The 20,486-nt window shown below is 70.7% G+C and carries 16 protein-coding genes; 3 read left to right on the top strand and 13 right to left on the bottom strand.

The window, feature by feature from the left end:
• Positions 1-35: 35 nt before the first annotated feature.
• From BLS99_RS18510 to BLS99_RS18495, 4 genes are read right to left on the bottom strand one after another with little or no spacing between them, the layout of a single operon-like run.
• Entirely contained in the window at positions 36-746 is a 711-nt protein-coding gene (locus tag BLS99_RS18510) for an ABC transporter ATP-binding protein (RefSeq protein ID WP_091053015.1), read from the bottom strand.
• Positions 739-2,430, bottom strand: a complete 1,692-nt coding sequence (locus BLS99_RS18505) for a branched-chain amino acid ABC transporter ATP-binding protein/permease (RefSeq protein WP_091053012.1) — start codon at positions 2,428-2,430, stop codon at positions 739-741. Before BLS99_RS18505 ends, BLS99_RS18510 begins: the two co-directional genes overlap by 8 nt.
• A complete protein-coding gene (locus BLS99_RS18500) occupies positions 2,430-3,308 on the bottom strand; it encodes a branched-chain amino acid ABC transporter permease (protein ID WP_218126678.1) in 879 nt (292 codons plus the stop codon). Before BLS99_RS18500 ends, BLS99_RS18505 begins: the two co-directional genes overlap by 1 nt.
• A gap of 55 nt (positions 3,309-3,363) precedes the next feature.
• A complete protein-coding gene (locus BLS99_RS18495; protein ID WP_091053010.1) occupies positions 3,364-4,539 on the bottom strand; it encodes an ABC transporter substrate-binding protein in 1,176 nt (391 codons plus the stop codon).
• Positions 4,540-4,860: 321 nt separating this feature from the next.
• Here BLS99_RS18495 and miaB point away from each other — a divergent pair, with 321 nt between their 5' ends.
• Both miaB and BLS99_RS18485 read left to right on the top strand, forming a co-directional pair.
• Positions 4,861-6,366: a tRNA (N6-isopentenyl adenosine(37)-C2)-methylthiotransferase MiaB gene (gene miaB, locus BLS99_RS18490; RefSeq protein WP_245712306.1), complete on the top strand. Its 1,506-nt coding sequence runs from the start codon at positions 4,861-4,863 to the stop codon at positions 6,364-6,366.
• A 66-nt stretch (positions 6,367-6,432) separates the two neighbouring features.
• On the top strand, positions 6,433-7,242 hold the full coding sequence (locus BLS99_RS18485; RefSeq protein WP_091053006.1) for a class I SAM-dependent methyltransferase: 810 nt from the start codon (positions 6,433-6,435) through the stop codon (positions 7,240-7,242).
• 162 nt (positions 7,243-7,404) lie between these two features.
• Here the strand turns inward: BLS99_RS18485 and BLS99_RS18480 are convergent, their stop codons facing one another.
• The 4 genes from BLS99_RS18480 to BLS99_RS18465 form a co-directional block, all read right to left on the bottom strand.
• Entirely contained in the window at positions 7,405-9,312 is a 1,908-nt protein-coding gene (locus BLS99_RS18480) for an ABC transporter ATP-binding protein (protein ID WP_245712305.1), read from the bottom strand.
• Positions 9,309-11,027, bottom strand: a complete 1,719-nt coding sequence (locus BLS99_RS18475) for an ABC transporter ATP-binding protein (protein ID WP_091053004.1) — start codon at positions 11,025-11,027, stop codon at positions 9,309-9,311. The genes BLS99_RS18480 and BLS99_RS18475 overlap by 4 nt, the downstream gene beginning before the upstream one ends.
• A 258-nt stretch (positions 11,028-11,285) precedes the next feature.
• Complete coding sequence (locus tag BLS99_RS18470) at positions 11,286-12,020, bottom strand: tyrosine-protein phosphatase (protein WP_091053002.1); 735 nt, start codon at positions 12,018-12,020, stop codon at positions 11,286-11,288.
• A gap of 191 nt (positions 12,021-12,211) precedes the next feature.
• Positions 12,212-13,429 carry a DUF349 domain-containing protein gene (locus BLS99_RS18465; RefSeq protein WP_091052999.1) on the bottom strand — a complete coding sequence of 406 codons (1,218 nt, stop codon included), beginning with the start codon at positions 13,427-13,429 and terminating at the stop codon, positions 12,212-12,214.
• Positions 13,430-13,546: 117 nt separating this feature from the next.
• Here BLS99_RS18465 and miaA point away from each other — a divergent pair, with 117 nt between their 5' ends.
• A complete protein-coding gene (gene miaA / locus BLS99_RS18460) occupies positions 13,547-14,533 on the top strand; it encodes a tRNA (adenosine(37)-N6)-dimethylallyltransferase MiaA (RefSeq protein ID WP_176953429.1) in 987 nt (328 codons plus the stop codon).
• On the opposite strand, the gene BLS99_RS18455 is transcribed toward miaA, so the two are convergent.
• From BLS99_RS18455 to nadA, 5 genes are all read right to left on the bottom strand, one after another.
• The gene (locus BLS99_RS18455) at positions 14,490-15,485 is read right to left on the bottom strand and encodes an aldo/keto reductase family protein (RefSeq protein ID WP_091052993.1); all 996 of its coding nucleotides are present in this window, start codon (positions 15,483-15,485) and stop codon (positions 14,490-14,492) included. The genes miaA and BLS99_RS18455 overlap by 44 nt on opposite strands.
• A gap of 121 nt (positions 15,486-15,606) precedes the next feature.
• On the bottom strand, positions 15,607-16,686 hold the full coding sequence (locus BLS99_RS18450; protein ID WP_143034862.1) for a WG repeat-containing protein: 1,080 nt from the start codon (positions 16,684-16,686) through the stop codon (positions 15,607-15,609).
• Positions 16,687-16,814: 128 nt separating this feature from the next.
• Complete coding sequence (locus tag BLS99_RS18445; protein ID WP_176953428.1) at positions 16,815-17,468, bottom strand: DUF3043 domain-containing protein; 654 nt, start codon at positions 17,466-17,468, stop codon at positions 16,815-16,817.
• 68 nt (positions 17,469-17,536) lie between these two features.
• Positions 17,537-18,907, bottom strand: coding sequence for a UDP-N-acetylglucosamine 1-carboxyvinyltransferase (gene murA / locus BLS99_RS18440; RefSeq protein ID WP_091052984.1), 1,371 nt, complete (start codon positions 18,905-18,907; stop codon positions 17,537-17,539).
• Positions 18,908-19,191: 284 nt separating this feature from the next.
• Positions 19,192-20,358 carry a quinolinate synthase NadA gene (gene nadA, locus BLS99_RS18435; RefSeq protein ID WP_091052980.1) on the bottom strand — a complete coding sequence of 389 codons (1,167 nt, stop codon included), beginning with the start codon at positions 20,356-20,358 and terminating at the stop codon, positions 19,192-19,194.
• Between the last annotated feature and the right edge of the window lie 128 nt (positions 20,359-20,486).

Raw genomic sequence — 20,486 nt, 5'->3', positions numbered from 1 at the left:
CGTTCATCTAGGGGTTCCTTCGGCGGGCGCCGGCGCTATTCGACGCCCAGATAGGCTTTCACGACTCTAGGGTCTTGCAGGAGTTCGGAGGCGGGGCCGCTGTGCGCGATCTCCCCGGTCTCCAGGACGTGCCCGGTGTCGGCCGCGCGCAGGGCCCTGCGGGCATTCTGCTCGACGAGCACCACCGTCACGCCCGAGGCGCGGATCTTCTCGATGACGGCGAAGACTTCGTCGACCATCTTGGGGGCCAGCCCCATCGAGGGTTCGTCCAGGAGGACGACCCGCGGCCTGGCGATCATCGCGCGGGCGATCGCCAGCATCTGCTGCTCGCCGCCGGACAGCGATCCGGCGGGCAGGGCCCGCCGTTCGGCCAGGACGGGGAACAGGTCGTACATCTCGGATTCGGGGGCCGCCTGGCGGCGGCGCCGGTGGGCCCCGAGGAGCAGGTTCTCGGCGACGGTGAGGGTGCCGAGGATCTGGCGGCCTTCGGGGACGAGGACGAGGCCGGCCGCGATGCGCCGGTGGGCGGGGCACCGGGTGACGTCCTCGCCGCCGAGGCGGACGCGGCCGGAGCCGGGGCGGATGAGGCCGGAGACGGCGGCGAGCACGGAGCTCTTGCCGGCCCCGTTGGCGCCCACGAGGGCGACGAGGCCGCCTTCGGGAACGGTGAAGGACACGTCGCGGACGGCCTGCACGCGCCCGTAGGCGACCTTGAGCGATTCGACTTCGAGGATGGGGTCAGACATGTTCGGACTCCTCGTGCGCTTCTGCCTCGGTGCCCAGGTACGCCTCGATGACCCGGGGGTCGGAGGCGACCTCGCGGGGCTCGCCTTGGGCGATGACCTCGCCGAAGTCGAGGACGACGAGGCGGGTGCAGGCTTCGAGGACCATCTTCACGTTGTGCTCGATGAACAGGACGGTGACGCCGTCGTCGGCGAGGCCGCGGATGAGCGAGGCGAGTTCGGCCGCCTCGACGTGGTTCATGCCGGCGGCGGGTTCGTCGAGGATGAGCAGGGTGGGGTGGGCGGCCAGGGCGCGGGCGATCTCCAGGCGCCGCCGGTCGCCGTAGGACAGCGCGCCGGGGCGCAGTCCGGCGCGGTCGGCGAGGCCGACGCGTTCGAGCTGGGCCCAGGCGAGGGCGAGCGCGCGGCGCTCGTCGCGGCGGGCCGAGGGGAGCCACGCGAGGCGGCGCAGGTAGGTGGAGCGGCTGACGACGTGGGTCCCGACGAGGACGTTGTCGAGGACGGTGAGCCGTTCGAACAGCTTGGAGTGCTGGAAGGTGCGGCTGACACCGGCCTGCGCGAAGCGGTGCGGGCGGGCGCCGAGGGGGACGCCGAGGATCTCGCCCTCGCCGGCGGTGGGGGGCTCCAGGCCGCTGATCATGTTGACGAGGGTGGTCTTGCCGGCGCCGTTCGGGCCGATGATCCCGAGGACCTCGCCGGAGCGGATCTCCAGGTCGACGCCGCGGACGGCGTCGACGGCGCCGTAGCTCTTGGCGAGGCCGGTGACGGCGGCGATGCGGGTGCCGGGGTCGGGGAGGGGGTCGAGGGCGTCGAGGGGGGCGTAGTCGGGTCCGGGCCGGGCGGGGGCGCGGCGGAGGCGGCTGAAGAGGGTGGAGAGGCCTCCGGGCAGGAACAGGATCACCGCGAGCAGGAGCACACCGGTGATGAGGGGGTGGATCCATCCCGCTTCGAGGCCGAGGGCCTTCTGGATCTCGGGGACGGCCGTGAGGAACCCGGCGCCGAGGACGGGGCCGAAGAACACGAGGTAGCCGCCGAGGACGGCGGTGACGAGGCCGTTCACGGTGAGGCTGAAGTCGAAGGTGGCCGGGGTGATGCGCCCGAAGAAGTAGGCGAAGAGGACCCCGTAGACGCCGGCGATGGCGCCGGAGGCGATGAAGGAGGCCATGCGGGTGCGCACGACGTCGACGCCCATGGAGCCGGCGGCGAGCTCGTCCTCGCGGACGGCGGCGAAGGCGCGGCCCGAGCGCGAGGGGCCGAGGCGCCAGAACAGGTAGGCGAGGACCGCGACGATGATCCACGCGAAGTCGAAGGTCACCCATTTCTCGACGCGGACGCCGATGGCGCCGTTGGTCCACTCGGCGTTGTTGATGAGGACGCGGACCATCTCGCCGAAGGCGATGGTGGCGATGGCGAGGAAGACCCCGCGCAGGCGCAGGACCGGGAGGCCGACGACGAACGCGGCGGCGGCGCCCACGAGGGCGCCGACGGGGAGGCCGACGATGACGGGCGAGATCGATCCGGCGATGGGCTCGGTGGGGACGACGAGCGTGGAGGTGTAGGCCGCGAGGGACGCGAAGCCGGCCTGGCCGAGGCTGAGCTGCCCGGCCATGAGGACGACGTGGAAGGAGTACGCGAGGATCGCGCCGAGCGCGATCGTGGTGATGAGGGTCTCGTATCCGGCGAGCATCAGACCTCCCTGACCTTGACGTGGCCGAAGAGGCCGCGGGGGCGCAGGACCAGCACCGCGAACAGCAGCGCGAAGGCGACCATGCTCTTCCAGGTGGAGTCGAACAGGTGGATCGTCAGTGCCTCGGCGATGCCGAGGACCACCCCGGCGGCCATGGCGCCCCACAGTGAGCCGAGGCCGCCGAGGATGATCACCGCGAATCCGACCAGTTCGATCGAGGCGCCGAGGTCGCGCCCGGCCTGGCCGAGGTTGAGTGCCAGCAGGGCCCCGGCGACGGTGCCGAGCGCCGACGAGAGCGCGTACGTCCCGGCGGTCACCCGCCCCACGTTGACGCCGAGGACCTTGGCGGCGGTCGGGTTCTCCGCCACGGCCCGCATGGACCGCCCCAGCGAGGTCGCCGAGACGAGCCAGGCGAGTCCGAGCATGAGGACCAGTGCCAGGCCGAGGGTCACCAGCTGCGTCAGCGTGACGCGGATGCCGGCGACCTCGAAGAGCCGCTGGGGGAAGTAGTCCATCGCGAAGCTCTTGGGCTCGGTGCCGTACCGGGCCTGGAGGAGCGCGATGATGACGCCGCCGAGGGCGACGGAGGAGATGAGTCCCGCGAAGTGCTCGTCGTCGCGGCCGCGCAGCGGCCGGAACGCGACGCGCTCCACCAGGACCCCGGCGAGCGCCCCGAACAGGGCCACGACCGGGAGGAGGATCCACACCGGGATCGCGGTCCGCGCCGCGATCTCGATGCCGACGAACGCGCCGGCCGTGAACACCGCCGGATGGGCGAGGTTCAGGTGCCGGAGCACGCCGAACACGAGCGTGAAGCCGATTGCGAAGAGGGCGTAGATCGCACCTGCGAACACGCCGTTCGCCAACTGTTGCAGCATGTGTGGGTTCCTGTACGGAGGTGGGGAGGGCGTCCGCCGGGGTTCCGGCAGAGGGCTAGAGGATGGTGAAGGCGCCGTCCTGGATGATCTGGACGACGGGCTCCTGGTGGACCTCGCCGTTCTCGTCGATCGAGATCGGGCCGAGGATGGAGTCGTACTCGAGGATCTGGCCGAGGTTGTCCTTGATCGCCTCGCGGTTGGCGTCGCAGTCGGCGCGGACGGCCTGGTCGAGCAGGTAGGCGGCGGTGTACGCCTGGGCGGCGAACTGGTCGGGCGCGCGGCCGTACTTCTCGGTGTAGTTGGCGATGAACTCGGCGTTGCCGGTGGTGTCGGAGGCCGCGCTCCAGGCGCCGCCGACGATGAGGCCCTCGGCGGCGGTCTCGAGCGCGCCGACCAGGACGGGGGAGTTGAAGGCGTTGCCGCCGACGATCGGGGCTTCGATGCCGAGTTCGCGGGCCTGCTTGACGAGCGGGACGGTGGCGCCGGGCAGGGCCGAGAGGATGACCGCGTCGGGGTCGGCCTCCAGGACGCTGGTGAGCTGCGCCGAGAAGTCGGTGTCGGCGGTCTCGAAGGTCTCCTCGGCGACGACCTCGATGCCCTCTTCGGTGAGGACGTCGGAGATCGTGTTGAAGGCCGAGGCGGTGAACTCGTCGGCGTTGTCGTAGAGGACCGCGACCTTGGTGAGGCCGAGGGCCTCCTTGGCGGCCGGGATGCTCGCGGCGAGCGCGACCTCCTCGGGCAGCGAGGCGCGGAAGATGTAGTCGCCGATCTCCGGGATGCCCTCGGCGGTCGTGGAGACGCCGAGCGCGGGCACGCCGGCGCTCTGGGCGTCGGTGTAGGTGGTGAAGGCCATGCCGGACAGGGTCGGGCCGACGATGGCGCTGACCTTGTCGCGGTCGATGAGTTTCTCGAACGCGGCGGTGGAGTCCTCGACGCTGGTCTTGTCGTCCTCCTGGATCACCTCGTAGGTGATGCCGCCGGCGGCGTTGACCTCTTCGAAGCCGAGCGCCAGGCCCTCTTGCTGGTACGTGCCGGCGAACGCGGCGGCCTCGGTGAGGCTGAAGACGGCGCCGATCTTGACGGTCTCGTCGATGGTGCAGTCCGCTCCCGTGCCCGAGCCGGAAAGGGCGCTGTCGGAGGAGGCGTCAGTCGTGTCCTGGGAGACACAGGCACCGGTCGCGAGCAGGGCGGCAGCGGCCAAGACCGCGCCGGTGGTGGATTTGAGGCGCATGTTCTTCCTTGATCAGAAAGGATGAGTAGAGAGGCTCGTGGGGTCTTTGGTGGGGAAGCCGCCCTCTCGTGGGGATAGGGCGGCACGCAGGTCACCTTATAAGGACGGTCGGGGACGCACAAGACCGGACAAGAATAAGTTTTGTCGGCGAGTGGGCTTTACCGTGCGCAATAAGGGGCAACATCGCGGAGTCACTGAAAAGCTGCGAACGGGCGTTCGGACGACAGTGCACTGTAGGCGGTCGACTGCTCACCCTGCGTGCGCGTCCGGTCGCGCTCCCGGGCCTGAGCGTGTGATGCGGCTCGCGTCTATCCTGGGGGAGTGGTTGCCAACGGTGTGAAGACGTACCAGGTGAAGACGTACGGCTGTCAGATGAACGTGCACGACTCCGAGCGGATCGGGGGCCTGCTCGAAGCGGCGGGCTACGTCCCGGTCGCGGCCGAGGGCGCGCCCGACCTGGTCGTGTTCAACACCTGCGCGGTGCGCGAGAACGCCGACAACAAGCTGTACGGGAACCTCAGCCACCTGGCCCCGGCCAAGCGCGAGAACCCCGACATGCAGATCGCCGTCGGCGGCTGCCTGGCCCAGAAGGACCGCGGCGAGATCGTCAAGCGCGCGCCCTGGGTCGACGCGGTCTTCGGCACCCACAACATCGGGTCGCTCCCGGCCCTGCTCGAGCGCGCCCGCCACAACCGGGCCGCCGAGGTCGAGATCCTGGAGTCGCTGGAGACGTTCCCCTCGACCCTGCCGACCAAGCGCGAGTCCACCTACTCCGGGTGGGTCTCGATCTCCGTGGGCTGCAACAACACCTGCACGTTCTGCATCGTGCCCGCGCTCCGCGGCAAGGAGAAGGACCGCCGCCCCGGCGAGATCCTGGCCGAGGTCCGCGCGCTGGTGGCCGAGGGCGTCTCCGAGGTGACCCTGCTGGGCCAGAACGTGAACACCTACGGCGTCGAGTTCGGCGACAAGCTCGCCTTCGGCAAGCTCCTGCGTGCGACCGGTGGGATCGAGGGCCTGGAGCGGGTGCGCTTCACCAGCCCGCACCCGAAGAACTTCACCGACGACGTCATCGCCGCCATGGCCGAGACCCCGAACGTCTGCCACTCGCTCCACATGCCGCTCCAGTCCGGCTCGGACCGGGTGCTCAAGGAGATGCGCCGGTCCTACCGCTCCGCGAAGTACCTGGAGATCCTCGACAAGGTCCGCGCGGCCATGCCCGACGCGGCCATCACCACCGACATCATCGTGGGCTTCCCCGGCGAGACCGAGGAGGACTTCCAGGGGACCCTCGACGTGGTCGAGCGGGCCCGCTTCTCTAGCGCCTTCACGTTCCAGTACTCGATCCGCCCCGGCACCCCCGCCGCGACCATGGAGGACCAGATCCCCAAGGCCGTCGTGCAGGAGCGCTACGAGCGCCTGGTCGCCCTCCAGGAGCGCGTCTCCTGGGAGGAGAACCGGAAGCTCGAAGGGTCCGTGGTCGAGGTCCTGGTCACGGCCGGGGACGGCCGCAAGGACGAGGCCACCGGCCGCCTCTCGGGCCGCGCCCGCGACGGCCGCCTCGTCCACTTCAACGTCACGCCGTCGGCGACCGACCCGGCGGGCAACGCCGAGGGCGTGCGCCCCGGCGACGTCGTCACCACCGCGATCACCTACGGCGCCCCGCACCACCTCGTGGCCGACGGCGCGGTCCTGTCCCACCGCGCGACCAGGGCAGGCGACGCCTGGGCCTCCGGCAAGGCCACGAAGCTCCCCGGCGTCGCCCTCGGCATGCCCTCGCTCGGGAGGAAGCCGCTCCCGACGCAGGAGGGCCCCGCCTGCGCCTGCTGAGCGGATGCGCCGGCGGCCGGGGCACGAGGGTTCCGGACCGTCCCGGCCCCGTGCCAGAATCGGGCGATGGAACAGGAAATCGACGTCCAGGCCGAGCGGGATCAGATGTACGGCGAGCTCGACCTGGGTTCGCTGACGATCTTCTCGGGCTCCTTCATCAACTACGGGTACTGGGGCGACCTCGCCGCCGACCGCGACATCACGCTCGCCGAGCGGACCGCGAGCCAGGCCGAGCTGTACCGCCGCACCGTCGCCCGCCTGGACACCCCGCCCGGGGTGGAACTGCTCGAACTCGGCTCCGGCATCGGCGTCGGGACGGCCCTGGTCGCCCGCGAGTTCGCCGCCTACACCGCCGGGCTCGACCGGTCCAAGGCCCAGCTCGAACGCGCCGCCGAGGCCAACGCGGAGGACCTGGAGCGGCTCTCGGGCCGCCTGGCGTTCCACGAGGGCTCGGTCACCGCGATCCCGTTCCCGGACGGGTCCTTCGACGGCGTCTACTCCGTCGAGGCGCTCCAGCACGTGGACGACCTTGCCGCGGTGGCGCGCGAGGCGCACCGGGTCCTGCGCCCCGGCGGCGGCTTCGCCGCCGCGACGTTCTTCGCCCCCGACGGCGCCCCGCGGGACACGCCGCTCCCCGACCTCATCGAGACCGTCGCCTCCGGCGTCGACGTGGTCCGCCCGGTCGGCGCGTTCGCGGCCGACCTCGCCGCCGCCGGGTTCACCGCGGTCGAGGTCGAGCCGATCGGGCCGCACGTGTGGCGCCAGTTCGACCGCTGGGTCGCCCAGACCGAGTTCCGCGACTCCTGGGGCCGCAACTGGCTGCGCTGCTACGAGAGCGGCTGGATCGACTACTTCATCGTCTCGGCCCGGCGCTGACGCGCCAAAAGAACATGAAGCCCGCCAGCGGGAGCACCGGGATGCCCGCGAGGCCGGGGGCCGGCCCGGCGCGGGCGGGCGACCGGGGCGGCGGAACGGGACCGGGCGCATCGCCCGGCCCCGGAACCGTCCACGCGGGCGGGACGCCGTCCCGCCCCCCGCTCACACCAGCGAGTCCTCCCACTGCCGGTGCAGCGTCGCGTACTCGCCGCCGCGGTCGATCAGCTCGTCGGGGCGCCCGTCCTCGATGATCCGGCCGTGCTCCAGCACCAGCACCCGGTCGGCGATCTCCACCGTGGACAGCCGGTGCGCGATGATGATCGCCGTCCGGTCGGCCAGGATCGTGCGCAGCGCCCGCTGCACCAGCCGCTCGGACGGGATGTCGAGCGAGCTCGTCGCCTCGTCCAGGATGAGCACCCGCGGGTCGGCCAGGAACGCCCGCGCGAACACCACGAGCTGCCGCTGGCCCGCCGACAGGCGCCCGCCGCGCTTGCGCACGTGCGTGTCGTACCCGTCCGGCAGGGCCTCGATGAACTCGTGCGCCCCGACCACCTTGGCCGCCTCCACGATCCGCTCCCGGCTCGCACCGGGCCTGCCCAGTTCGATGTTCTCGGCGATCGAGCCGTTGAACAGGAAGTTCTCCTGGGTGATCATGACGACGTTCCGGCGCAGCTCCGCCTCCGACAGGTCCCGCAGGTCCACGCCGTCCAGCGACACCGAACCCGAACCCGGGTCGTAGAAGCGGCTCACCAGCTTCGCGATCGTCGTCTTCCCCGCGCCCGTGGCCCCGACCAGCGCCATGGTCTGCCCGCCCGCGATCCGCAGGTCCAGGCCCGGCAGGACCACCTGGTCGTCCCGGTACTGGAAGTGCACGTCGTCGAAGCGCAACTCCCCGCGCGGCGACGCGATCGTCTTGGGCGACTGCGGCTCGGCCACCTCCACGGTCTCGTCGAGCACCCCCGAGAGCTTCTCCAGCGCCGAGGTCGCCGACTGGAGCACGTTGTAGAACTGCACCAGCTCGTTCAGCGGGTCGAAGAACCGCTTCATGTACAGCAGGAACGCCGCCAGCACGCCGAGCTCGGTGTTGCCCTGCATGACCTGCCAGCCGCCGAACAGCAGCACCACCACGGTCGCCAGGTGCCCGATGCCGCGCATCCCGCCCGACATGAACGCGTTCTGCTGGTGGCCCTTGGCCTGCGCGAACTGGTTGTCGGTGTTCAGCCCCGCGAACAGCTCCCGGTCGCGCGGCTCGCGCCGGTACGCCTGCACCGCGCGCACCCCGCCCATCGACTCCACGAAGTACACGATCAGGAGCGCCACGGTCTCGCGCGCCTTGCGGTACGCCACCGCCGACACCCGGCTGAACCAGCGGCCCAGCAGCAGCATGAGCGGGAACGTCAGCAGCGCCACCGCCGCCAGCAGCGGGTCGATCACGAGCATGACGATCGTGATCGTGACGACGTTGAGCGCGGCCAGGACCAGGTCGTCCACGCCGTTCTCGGTCATCTCCCGGATGGCCTCCATGTCGGAGCTCTGCCGGGCCGTGACGCGACCGGAGGTGAACCGCTCGTGGAACGACACCGACAGGTCCTGGAACTTGCGGAACACCCTGCTGCGCAGTGCGAACAGCATCGCGTTGCCGACCTTCGCCGACTGCGCGATGTACAGGCGCACGCACACGTACTTCAGGACCGACACCACCGCGAACACGACCGCGATCCCGATGAGCATCGAGTAGTCGCCGCGGTCGGCGATCGCCGGGATCGCGTTGTCGATGCCGAACATGACCAGCAGCGGGGTCGCCATGCTGGTGAAGTTCTGCACCACCAGGATCGCGCACAGGAACGCGATCCCCTTCTTGTGCGGGCGCATCATCCAGCCCAGGAGCCGGCGGCTCTTGAGCCGCAGCTCCCTGATCGACTCGGCGTCGTCCACCTCGGCGCTGGTCCGGTCCGCCTCCGCGGACTCGGCCCGCCCGCGCCAGGACGCGTGCTTGTCCACGGGCTGCTCGGCGCGGCGCTCGATCTCCTCTGCCGTCGCGCTCGCGACGTCGCTTCCGGTCGCGGTCACGCCGCCACCTCCTCAGACTCGGCCGACAGCACGTCGACGTACTCGGGACTGGACGCCATCAGCTCGGAGTGCGCGCCGAAGGCCGCGATGCGGCCCTCGTGGAGCAGCGCCACCTTGTCTGCCAGGGCGACCGTGGACGGCCGGTGGACCACGACCAGCGCGGTCGTGTCGCGCAGGACCTGCGCCAGGGCCCGCTCGACCAGCTCCTCGGTGTGCACGTCGAGCGCCGACAGCGGGTCGTCGAGGACGAGCACGGCCGGGCGCACGACGACGGCGCGGGCGAGCGCGAGGCGCTGGCGCTGGCCGCCGGACAGGGACAGGCCCTGCTCGCCGATGCGGGTGTCGAGCCCGTACGGCAGGTCGTAGACGAACTCGGCCTGGGCGACCCGCACGGCCTCCTCCAGGTCGCGCTCGTCGGCGTCGGGGCGCCCGAGGGCGAGGTTCTCGCGCACGCTCATCGAGAAGAGCGTGGCCTCCTCGAACGCGGTGGTGACGACCGAGCGCAGGTTCTCCAGCCGGAGGTCGCGGATGTCGGTGCCGTCCAAGAGGATCCGCCCGCCGGTCGGGTCGTTGAGCCGCGAGGGCAGCGAGACGAGCGTGGTCTTGCCCGACCCGGTCTTGCCCGCGATGGCGACGGTCTCGCCGGGCTCGACGCGCAGGTCGACGCCGCGCAGGATCTCGCGGGAGTCGTCCTCGAACGCGTACCGCACGTCCTCGAAGACGAGTTCGCCGCGCACGTCGCCGCGCTCGACCACCTTGGCGTTCGGGCGGTCCTTGATCGCCGGCTCGGTGTCGAGCACGTCGTAGACGCGGTCGGCGGCGGTCATGGCCTCGTTGCCGTGGGCCATGACCCAGCCCGTGGCCTCGATCGGCCACAGGAGCGCGAGCTGGAGCATGATGAACGCCGTCAGGTCGCCCACGGACAGCGATCCGCCCGCGACCATGGTCGAGCCGAACACGAGGACCGCGCCGACGGCGGCCGTGGCGATGGCGTCGTAGCCCGACCAGGACCGGGACGCGATCATGCTCTTGAAGATGCTGCGCGAGCGCAGCTCCTCGGCCTCCTTCTCGAAGCGGGCCGCCATGAGCGGGCCGCGTCCGAGCGCCTTGATCGCGCGGATGCCGAGCGCCGACTCCTCGGCCGCGCTGGAGACCTCGCCGGACTGGTCCTGCTCGGACCGGGCCGCGGGCAGGTACTCGCGGAAGAACTTGCGGCCGATGAGGAACAGCGGGACGGCCGAGGCCGCCACGATGAGCGCCAGCCGCCATTCGATGAACAGCAGCTGGCCCATGATGATGAGGATCATGCCGGTGGAGGTGATCGCGAAGACCAGGCCGCCGGCGAAGAACCGCCGGATCATGCCGAGGTCGGAGGTGACGCGGGCGAGGAGCTGCCCGGTCTGCCACCGGTCGTGGAACCCGGTGTGGAGCACCTGGAGGTGCTCGTAGAGGACGCCGCGGATGTCCTTCTCGATGGCCATCGCGGTGGTGGTCTGGAAGTACCGCCGCGCGAGCTGGAGGATCGCGTCGGCGGCGCCGAGGATCACGATCACGCCGACGATGACCACCAGGCCGCGCATGTCGCCGTGGTGGATCGGGCCGTCGATGGCCCGCCCGACCAGCGGGGGGATCGCCAGTCCGGACACGATGTTGAGGAGCACCATCGACCACAGCACCGCGAGGCGGTACCGGTACGGGTACAGGTACTTCTTCATCCGCCAGAGGTTCGTCAGCGCCGTCTGACGTTCGGGGGGATTGTCTGATTCGGATTCTTCTGGAGTTTTCAACCGCTCTGAGCCCACCGCTCCAAGTTACGAGCGGCGTGTGACATCCGGCAATCGAATTTCACCTGCCGACCGGTAAGTAACCGGCCGGTAAACCTGCCGCGCCACCGGACCCGTTGTGCCCCAACGGGTCCGGCAAACGCTATAGCGGCGAAAATTAACAGTCCGCGTCTCAAAGAGCGGGCCGGACTACTCCAGCAACTGCGAACGGAGCACGTCGACCCGGTCGAAACCGGTCGCCGCCACGTAGTCGGCCAGGGACCCGAAGCGGGCCTCCATCTCCGCGATGGTCTCCAGCATCGCCTCCGCCGGCGTGGTCAGCCCGCTCTCGGCCTCCGGCCTGCCCAGGTTCGCGTCGCGCCAGGTGCGCCACCGCGCGATGCCCACGTTCGACAGCTCGTAGTCCCGGGCGATGTCCGCCGCGTCGACGCCGAGCACCGACAGCAGCGCCGCGGCCACCAGGCCCGTCCGGTCCTTCCCGGCCATGCAGTGGAACAGGACCGGCTCGCCGGACGCGATCACGTCGAGCGAGTCGCGCACCGCCCGGTACCCGGCCTCGTACATGCCCGAGTACCGCTGGCGCAGGAACGGCACCACGTCGGCGCCCGCCGGGTACTCGCGGCCGATGCTCTCCCACTTCACGTGCAGCAGCTCGAAGTGGTGGAACTCGACCCCGTCGACCTCGGGGAACCGCCCGGCGACCTCCCACTCCTCGGCCCGGCGCAGGTCGATCACGTGGCGGATCCCGAGCCGGTTCACGAGCAGGTCGACATCGGCCTCGGACACCATCCCGAGGTTGTCGGAGCGGAACACCCGGCCGGACCTGACCTTGCGGCCGTCCGCGGCGTCCCAGCCGCCGACGTCCCGGAGGTTGAAGACCTTCTCGGCGTCGATGAACTGCTGGGGGAGCGTTTCGAGGGTCATTCGGCTGCCTTCCTGTCGGGGGACATGGTCGGTTGGGGGCAGAGCGAACGGCGCGGACCGGTGCGGTCCACGCCGTCGTAGCCCAGTCCCATTATCCCGACCGGTCGGCGAACGCCCTCATGCGTCCGCGCCAACCCCGGAAGAACGGCGGGTATCGCCTACTTCGAGCCCTCGGCCAGTTGCAGCCTGTGCTACTTGGTTCCCTCCGCAAGCTGCAGGAACTGCTTCTTGCTCGCCAGGTCCGACTCGGCCTTCTTGATCCGGCCGGCGTTCCCGTCGGCCTTCGCGCGGGCCAGCTTCTCCTCGGCCTCGGCGACCTGCTGGCGCATCTGGAGCAGCAGCGGGTTCTCCTCGACCGGGACCTTGCGCCACGCGGTGTCCAGGGCGTCGCGGAGCTTGTCCTCGACGGTGCGCAGGCGCCGCTGGAGCTTCGCCTGGTTCTTGCGCGGGACCGCGCCGATGTCGTGCCACCCGGCCTGGAGGTCGCGGAACGCGTTCTGCGCCGCCTTCGGGTCGGCCTCGATGTCCAGCGCCTCGGCCTGCTTGAGCAGCTCCTCCTTGGCGGCCTGGTTCGCCTCCAGCTCCGCGTCGCGGGCCGAGAACACCTCGGAGCGCGCGTTGAAGAACACGTCCTGCGCCGCCCGGAACCGCTTCCACGCCTTCTGCTCCGCGTCCGGCGCCAGTCGCCCGGCGTCCTTCCACTCGGCCATGAGGCCCTTGAGCGCGTCGGCCGTGGGCCCCCAGTCCTGCGAGGTCGACAGCTCCTCCGCCTTCGCGATGAGCTCTTCCTTCTTCTGCCCGATCACCTTGCGCTCGGCGTCGAGCTGGGAGAAGTAGGCCCCGCGGTGGCGCGTGAACGTGTCGCGCGCGGCCGAGAACCGCCGCCACAGCTTCTGATCGGTCTTCCGGTCGACCCCGTGGATCGCCTTCCACTCCTCGATCATCTCGCTGAAGCGCTGCCCCGACGCCTTCCAGTGGCTGTCGCGCGACGCCAGGTCCTCCGCCTCGGCCACCAGGGCCTCCTTGGCGGCGACGGCCTCGGCGCGCTCGGACTCCTTCGCGGCCTTGAACTCGCCGAGCTTCTCCTCGGCGTGCTTCGACAGCCCGTCCAGGCGGGTCGCCAGGCCCTCGACGTCCCCGACCACCGCCGCGGTGTCCAGGCCCTCGCGGAGCTTGCGCAGCTGCGAGGCCGCCTGCTCCACGTCGGCCGACTCCGAGTTCAGGCGCGCGGCGATGAGATCGACTTCCACGACGAGGTCGGCGTACTTGCGCGCGAAGTGCGCGAGCCCCTCCTCGGTCGAGCCGGCCTGCCACGAGCCGACCGCGCGCTCGCCGGAGGAGGTCTTCACATAGACCGTGCCGTCGGCGTCGATGCGGCCGAAGCTGGTCCAGTCTCCGAGGTCACTCATCGCGGTAATCTCAAATCCTTCACACGAACTTAGGGACGTATTTCCCGTACCTTACGGTGGTCGGCGGGTCGCCGCCAGCCGGGTCGGGGCTGCACACGTACCGAGGGGGTCATTCAATTGGACAGTGCCAGTTTCTCGGCTCGCGAACCTCGCCGAGGGGAAGTCGACGGCACACCCACCCTACAACCGCCGGTGATCGCCGTCGTAGGCCCCACCGCGGCGGGCAAGACCGCGCTCTCCGTCGCGCTCGCCGAAGCGCTCGGCGGCGAGATCGTCAACGCCGACTCGATGCAGCTGTACCGCGGGATGGACATCGGCACCGCGAAGATCACCGCCGAGGAGGCCCGCGGGGTCCCCCACCACGTCTTCGACGTCCTCGACGTCACCGAGCCCGCCGACGTCGCCAGCTACCAGCGCCTCGCCCGCGAGGCCGTCGCCGCGGTCCGCGCCCGCGGCGGGCGACCGATCCTCGTCGGCGGCTCCGGCCTCTACGTCCAGGCCGCCCTCGACGAGATGGAGTTCCCCGGCACCGACCCCGAGATCCGCGCCCGCCTCGAAGCCGAGGCGGAACGCGACGGCTCGCTCGCCCTCTGGGAGCGCCTGAGGACGCTCGACCCCGAGGCCGCGAAGGCGATCCTGCCCTCGAACGGCCGCCGCGTCGTGCGCGCCCTCGAGGTCGTGGAGCTCACCGGCTCCTTCACCGCCTCGCTTCCCGAGCCGAAGGCCCACTTCGAGGCGGTCCGCATCGGCGTCGACCTCGACACCCCGGCCCTCGACGAGCGCATCGAGCGGCGCGTGCGGAAGATGTGGGACGACGGGCTCCTCGCCGAGGTCCGCGACCTGGAGGCCCGGGGCCTGCGCGAGGGCCGCACCGCCTCCCGCGCCCTCGGCTACCAGCAGGTCCTCGCCCACTTCGCGGGGGAGTACGACGAGGACGAGGCGTTCCGCCTCACCGTGCAGGGCACCCGGCGCTTCGTGCGCCGCCAGCGCTCCTGGTTCAAACGGGACGGCCGCATCGAATGGTTCGATGCGGCCGATCCACAGCTGTTCGCGAAGGCGGTTACGCGCGCGGGTTCGGCGCCGTCGTCTCCTTCGGGTCGGTGACGGCCACCGGCTCCAGCAGCTCGTTGACCTTGGCGTAGACCTCGTCCGGCAGCTTGACGCCGACGGCCTTGACGTTCTCCACGACCTGCTCGGGGCGGGTCGCGCCGATGATCGCGGCCGAGACGTTCGGGTTCTGCAGGACCCACGCGAGCGAGAGCTGCGCGATGGTCAGGCCCAGCTCCTCGGCGATCGGGCCGAGCTGCTGGACGCGCTCGAGCACGTCGTCCTTGAGCCAGCCCTCGACGAAGCGCCCGAACTGCGGGTCGGCGCCGCGCGAGCCCGCCGGAGCGGCCTGGCCCGGCTTGTACTTGCCCGACAGCACGCCGCCGGCCAGCGGGGACCAGACGATCTGGCCGATGCCCAGCTCCTCGGAGGCCGGGACGACCTCGGCCTCGATGACCCGCCACAGCGCGGAGTACTGGGGCTGGCTGGAGACGAACTGGATGCCCAGGTCCTTGGCGAGCGCGGCGCCCTGGCGGATCTGGTCGGCGGTCCACTCCGAGACGCCGATGTAGTGGGCCTTGCCGGCGCGCACCACGTCGGCGAACGCCTGCATGGTCTCCTCCAGCGGGGTCTCCACGTCCCAGCGGTGGGCCTGGTACAGCTCCACGCGGTCGGTCTGGAGGCGGCGCAGGGAGTTGTCGATCGACTCCTTGATGTGCTTCGCGGACAGGCCGCGGTCGTTCTTGCCCTTGCCCATGGGCCAGTAGACCTTGGTGAAGATCTCGATGCCGTCGCGGCGCTGGTCCTTCAGCGCCCGGCCCAGGACCTCTTCGGCCTTGCCCTGCGCGTACACGTCGGCAGTGTCGAAGGTGGTGATCCCGGCTTCGAGGGCGGCGTTGACGCACGCGACCGCGGCGTCCTCCTCCACCTGGCCGCCGTGGGTGATCCAGTTGCCGTAGACGAGTTCGGAAATGACGAGGCCAGAGCGGCCGAGATGACGAAACTCCATGGGTACAGAGCCTACCTGCCGAGCGGCTAGCGGCAAACGCAACCATGGTCACAGAGCGGTGGTCACAGCCCGGTGGTCACATCGCGGTCGGCCCGCGTGCCCCGGACACCTCGCGGCGGGGCTAGAGCGGCCCGTCGTCGATGGAGACGGCGCCGTCGAGCTGGCGCATCGACTCGGCCCGGTCCGCCCGGACGGGCACGACCTCGTTCCCGTCGAAGCCGAGCGCGCCCCACGAGTACCCGTCGGAGACGAGGAACCCGGCGGGGTGGACCTCGATGCGCTGGAAGCGCGGGGGGACCACGACCCGGCCGGTCTTGTGGACGGCGAGGACGCGGCCGCGCTGGGCGGCGACGGCGACGCCGTTGACGAACCCGGTGACGGTGCGCCCGTCGGCGGTGGGGGTCTCCATGGCGCCGTAGAGCATCGGGACGACGACGGTGCCGGTGCGGTCGATGGCGCCCCAGTCGGCCTGGCAGACGGCGGCGACCCCGCCGCGGAAGTCCCCGGCCTGGCTGAACGCGGCCGTCACGACCGGGCGCCCGTCGGGGCCGAGGTAGCCGAAGCGGCCGGTCTGGGGGTCCTGGAACCGGTCGGGGGCGGGGTGCCCGGCGCGCTCGGCCCAGCCGCGGGGCGGGGCGCCGAAGCCGTACTTGGCGGCGTGCTCCTCGATGAGGGAGAGCGCGGTCTCGACGATCTGCATGACGAACCCGTGCGGGTTCTGCTCGGAGGCGCGCTGGACGTGGATGAGCGACTCGGTGATGCGGCCCTGGGCGATGCACGAGAGCCCGGCGTAGGCGCGGACGGCCCCGGTGAGTGTCCGCGGCAGCTCGCCGGCCTCGGCGAGGGCGAAGAGCTGGTCGGCCTCCTCGTAGCGGCCGCGCACGCGCAGGATCTGGGCGAGGCGGGCGCGGGCGGGGGCCAGGAGCAGGTCGGCACCGACGGCCTCGGCGTACTTGACGGCGGCCGCGGCGTCGACCTCGGCGCCGTCGAAGTCGCCGAGGACGCGGAGGATGACGGCCCGCACGCCCAGGAGCCGCGACTGGTCGGCCTCGGCGGCGTGGCGGGAGAGCCGGAGCGTGGCCTCCTCGCGGATCTGCTGGAGGGCGACGGTGTCGGCGATGGCGTGGCGCATGGTGGCGCGATCGAGTGGGCCGAGGGCGCGGAACAGCCCCGCCCGCAAGTCCGCCGCGACATCAACCACGTTGACTACTTTCCGGGGTCAGAGAGGGCTACGTCAGTTTCGAGGGTAAGCCATCGCGACCGGGGAGGGACAGTCGAGCGACCCCGGGCACGATCGCTTGGGAGGCGGGGCCGGGCGGCCCCGCCCGCTCATTTGACGATCTTGCCGAGGTCGTCCTCGGTCGCCTTGTAGCTCATGCGCGCGCGGGGGTTCCGCATCGACCGCGGCATGATGCTCCGCTGGATCGCGTACCAGTAGAGGCCGCCCATGCGCTGCGAGGTCTTCGGGAAGCGCTTGAGGACGATCCGCTTGACCTTGCGGGTGAGGAACACCGACTCGATGACGATCGCGCCGGTGAGGGCGAGGAGGCCGATGAAGAGGTAGCTCTGGAGCTGGATGGACCCGGCGGTGGAGAAGATGAGGATCGCGAACGCGCCGAACATGTAGTACTGGCCGATGGACCAGCGGGCGTCCACGATGTCGCGCACGAGCAGGCGCTCGGCGCCGCGGTCGCGGGGCAGGTGGTACTTGTCGAAGAGCGGGTCGCCCTTCCACTGGCCCTCGGCGATGCGGGCGCGCTCGGCTCTGACGTCCTCGCGGGCCTGCTTCTTCTGCTCCTTGGTGAGGGGGCCGGACCGCTTGACCGCCTCCCGCTTCTCCTTGCTGGTGAGCGGGGGGTTGACCGGCGGCCGGGCCTTCGACTGGTTCGGCCGCTTGGGTGTGGCCTTCCCCTTCTTGTCCGTGGCCGAAACCGGCTTCGGTTCCTCGGTTGCAGGAGCTTCCTGTACGGACTTCTTGGCCACGGACGATCGGCCTTCCTCGACTGGCTGCGGGCGGTGGTCCCTCAAGCATACCTACGCCCGGAACACGGCTATTTCGTGACAGGTCGCTCGATCTTCGCGCCGAGGCCGAGGAGCTTCTCCTCGAAGTTCTCGTAGCCGCGGGTGATGTAGCGGTCGACGCCGTAGACGCGCGAGGTGCCCTCGGCGGCCATGGCCGCGATGAGGTGGCTGAAGCCGGCGCGGAGGTCGGGGATCTGGAGGTCGGCGGCGTGCAGCTTCGAGGGCCCGGCGATGACGGCCGAGTGCAGGAAGTTGCGGCGCCCCCAGCGGCACGGGGTCCCGCCGAGGCAGTCGGAGTACAGCTCGATGTTGGCGCCCATGCGGCGCAGCTCGGAGGTGTAGCCGAAGCGGTTCTCGTACACGGTCTCGTGCATGATCGACAGGCCGTCGGCCTGGGTGAGGGCGACCACGATCGGCTGCTGCCAGTCGGTCATGAGCCCGGGGTGGACGTCGGTCTCGAGCGCGACGGGCTTGAGCGCGGTGCCCGGGTGCCAGAAGCGGATGCCGCCCTCGACCGGGTCGTCGTCGACCTCGTAGGCGCCGCCGATGGAGCGGAACACGTTGAGGAACGTCATCATGTCGGCCTGCTGGGCGCCGCGCACGAACACGCTGCCCTCGGTGGCGAGCGCCGCGGAGGCCCACGAGGCGGCCTCGATGCGGTCGGGGAGCGCGCGGTGCCGGTAGCCCTTGAGCTCGTCGACGCCGACGATCTCGATCACCCGGTTGGTGTGGACCTTGATGATCGCGCCCATCTTCTGCAGGATGCAGATGAGGTCGATGATCTCGGGCTCGATGGCGGCGTTGCGCAGCTCGGTGGTGCCCTTGGCCATGACGGCGGTGAGCAGGACCTGCTCGGTGGCGCCGACGGACGGGAACTCCAGCTCGTAGCGGATGCCGTGGAGGCCGTTGGGGGCCGAGAGGTGGGTGCCGGAGGCGTCCTTCTCGACGACGGCGCCGAACTGGCGGAGCGCGTCGAGGTGGAAGTCGATGGGGCGGCCGCCGATGTTGCATCCGCCGAGGTCGGGGATGAAGGCGCGGCCGAGGCGGTGCAGGAGCGGCCCGCACAGGAGGATCGGGATGCGGCTGGTCCCGGCGTGGACGTTGATCTCCTCGACGCCGGCGGACTCGACCGAGGTGGGGTCCATGTAGAGGGTATCGCCGTCGAGTTCGACGTCGACGCCGTGGACGCGCAGGAGGCCGGTGACGACCTCGACGTCGCGGATCGCGGGCACCGAGCGCAGGACCGAGGGGGAGGTGCCCAGGAGGGCCGCCACCATCGCCTTGGAGACGAGGTTCTTCGCCCCGCGGACGGTCACGTCGCCTTCGAGCGGCGTGCCGCCGTGGACGATCAGCACGTCTTCGCGGGAGGCGGTTTCGGGGGTGGCGTCGGTGCTGCTCAACAGATCTCCTCGGATGGACTGGAGTACTGGATTCGGAGGCCGGGGGGCGACGCTGCGGTGCGTGCGGCCGGCAGGTGTCGCCGTGGGTGCTGCGGCCGGTCCGAGTCGATGTCTCGTTCGCTTCGAATCGACTCGGCGGACCAACGATAACGGAATAGCCACATGGAAAACGCCCAGGTAGCGGTATAACCCTCGGTGATGATGCGCACCCGCGGCACATGGAATACACGTTCGGGGGACCCGGAATCGTTCACGTTGTGGCGCACGACTCCGGGTCCGGCCGGCTACGGGAGGGCGAGCATCCGGTCCAGCGCCTCGCGGGCGTAGGACGCGGTGCGCTCGTCGACGGTGATGACGTTCGGCACCCGCCCGGCCACGAGCTCTTCGAGCGCCCACACGAGGTGGGGCAGGTCAATGCGGTTCATGGTCGAGCAGTAGCAGACGGTCTTGTCGAGGAACGAGATCTTCTTGTCCGGGAAGCGGTTCGCCAGGCGGCGCACCAGGTTCAGCTCGGTCCCGATGGCCCACGAGGAGCCGGGCTCGGCGGCTTCGAGGGCCTTGATGATGTACTCGGTCGAGCCCACGTAGTCGGCGGCCTCGACGACCTCGTGCGTGCACTCGGGGTGGACGAGGATGTTGACCTCGGGGTCGACCCGGCGCATCTCCTCGACGCAGGCGAGGGTGAAGCGCCCGTGGACCGAGCAGTGGCCCTTCCACAGGATGATCTTGGCGTTCCGCAGCTCGTCGTCGGTGAGCCCGCCGTTCGGCTTGTGCGGGTTGTAGAGCACGCAGTCGTCGAGCGAGTAGCCCATCTCGCGGACCATGGTGTTGCGCCCGAGGTGCTGGTCGGGCAGGAAGAGGACCTTCTCGCCCTGGTCGTAGGCCCAGCGCAGGGCGCGCTCGGCGTTCGAGGAGGTGCAGACGATGCCGCCCTCGCGGCCGACGAAGCCCTTGATCGCGGCCGTGGAGTTCATGTAGGTGACCGGGACGGTGACGTCGGCGACGCCGACGCGCTGGAGGTCCTCCCAGCACTGCTCGACCTGGGAGGCGGTGGCCATGTCGGCCATGGAGCAGCCGGCGGCCATGTCGGGGAGGACCACCCGCTGGTGGTCGCCGGTGAGGATGTCGGCGCTCTCGGCCATGAAGTGCACGCCGCAGAAGACGATGTACTCGGCGTCCGGCCGGGCCGCGGCCTGCTGGGCGAGCTTGAACGAGTCGCCGGTGACGTCGGCGAACTGGATCACCTCGTCCCGCTGGTAGTGGTGGCCGAGGACGAACACGTTGCCGCCCAGCGCCTCCTTGGCGGCTCTCGCCCGCTCGACCAGGTCCGGGTCGGAGGGGGCGGGCAGCTCGCCGGGGCAGTCGACGCCGCGCTCGGAGCCGGCGTCGGAGCCGCGGCCGAGCAGCAGGAGCGCGGTCTGGGTGCTCGCAGGTTCATTGAAGCCCGTCATGGCCGCAATCCTAGTCCGCTCCGGGCGTCCTCCGGCCTCCTCGAATCCACCCTGCGGACCCGCCCGCCCCCGTTTCGTCACGCCCCGCCCGCCCCGGCCGTTTTGTCGCACCCCGCGGGCACCCTTGA

Source organism: Glycomyces sambucus (assembly GCF_900102815.1).
Taxonomy (GTDB): Bacteria; Actinomycetota; Actinomycetes; order Mycobacteriales; family Micromonosporaceae; genus Glycomyces; species Glycomyces sambucus.
This window is presented reverse-complemented; position numbering and strand designations above follow the sequence as displayed.

What these genes read in the sequence shown, in the direction of transcription:
- BLS99_RS18510 (WP_091053015.1), bottom strand. Translation starts at nt 746, where the DNA reads ATGTCTGACCCCATCCTCGAAGTCGAATCGCTCAAGGTCGCCTACGGG.
- BLS99_RS18505 (WP_091053012.1), bottom strand. Translation starts at nt 2,430, where the DNA reads ATGCTCGCCGGATACGAGACCCTCATCACCACGATCGCGCTCGGCGCG.
- BLS99_RS18500 (WP_218126678.1), bottom strand. Translation starts at nt 3,308, where the DNA reads ATGCTGCAACAGTTGGCGAACGGCGTGTTCGCAGGTGCGATCTACGCC.
- BLS99_RS18495 (WP_091053010.1), bottom strand. Translation starts at nt 4,539, where the DNA reads ATGCGCCTCAAATCCACCACCGGCGCGGTCTTGGCCGCTGCCGCCCTG.
- BLS99_RS18485 (WP_091053006.1), top strand. Translation starts at nt 6,433, where the DNA reads ATGGAACAGGAAATCGACGTCCAGGCCGAGCGGGATCAGATGTACGGC.
- BLS99_RS18475 (WP_091053004.1), bottom strand. Translation starts at nt 11,027, where the DNA reads ATGAAGAAGTACCTGTACCCGTACCGGTACCGCCTCGCGGTGCTGTGG.
- BLS99_RS18470 (WP_091053002.1), bottom strand. Translation starts at nt 12,020, where the DNA reads ATGACCCTCGAAACGCTCCCCCAGCAGTTCATCGACGCCGAGAAGGTC.
- BLS99_RS18465 (WP_091052999.1), bottom strand. Translation starts at nt 13,429, where the DNA reads ATGAGTGACCTCGGAGACTGGACCAGCTTCGGCCGCATCGACGCCGAC.
- BLS99_RS18455 (WP_091052993.1), bottom strand. Translation starts at nt 15,485, where the DNA reads ATGGAGTTTCGTCATCTCGGCCGCTCTGGCCTCGTCATTTCCGAACTC.
- nadA (WP_091052980.1), bottom strand. Translation starts at nt 20,358, where the DNA reads ATGACGGGCTTCAATGAACCTGCGAGCACCCAGACCGCGCTCCTGCTG.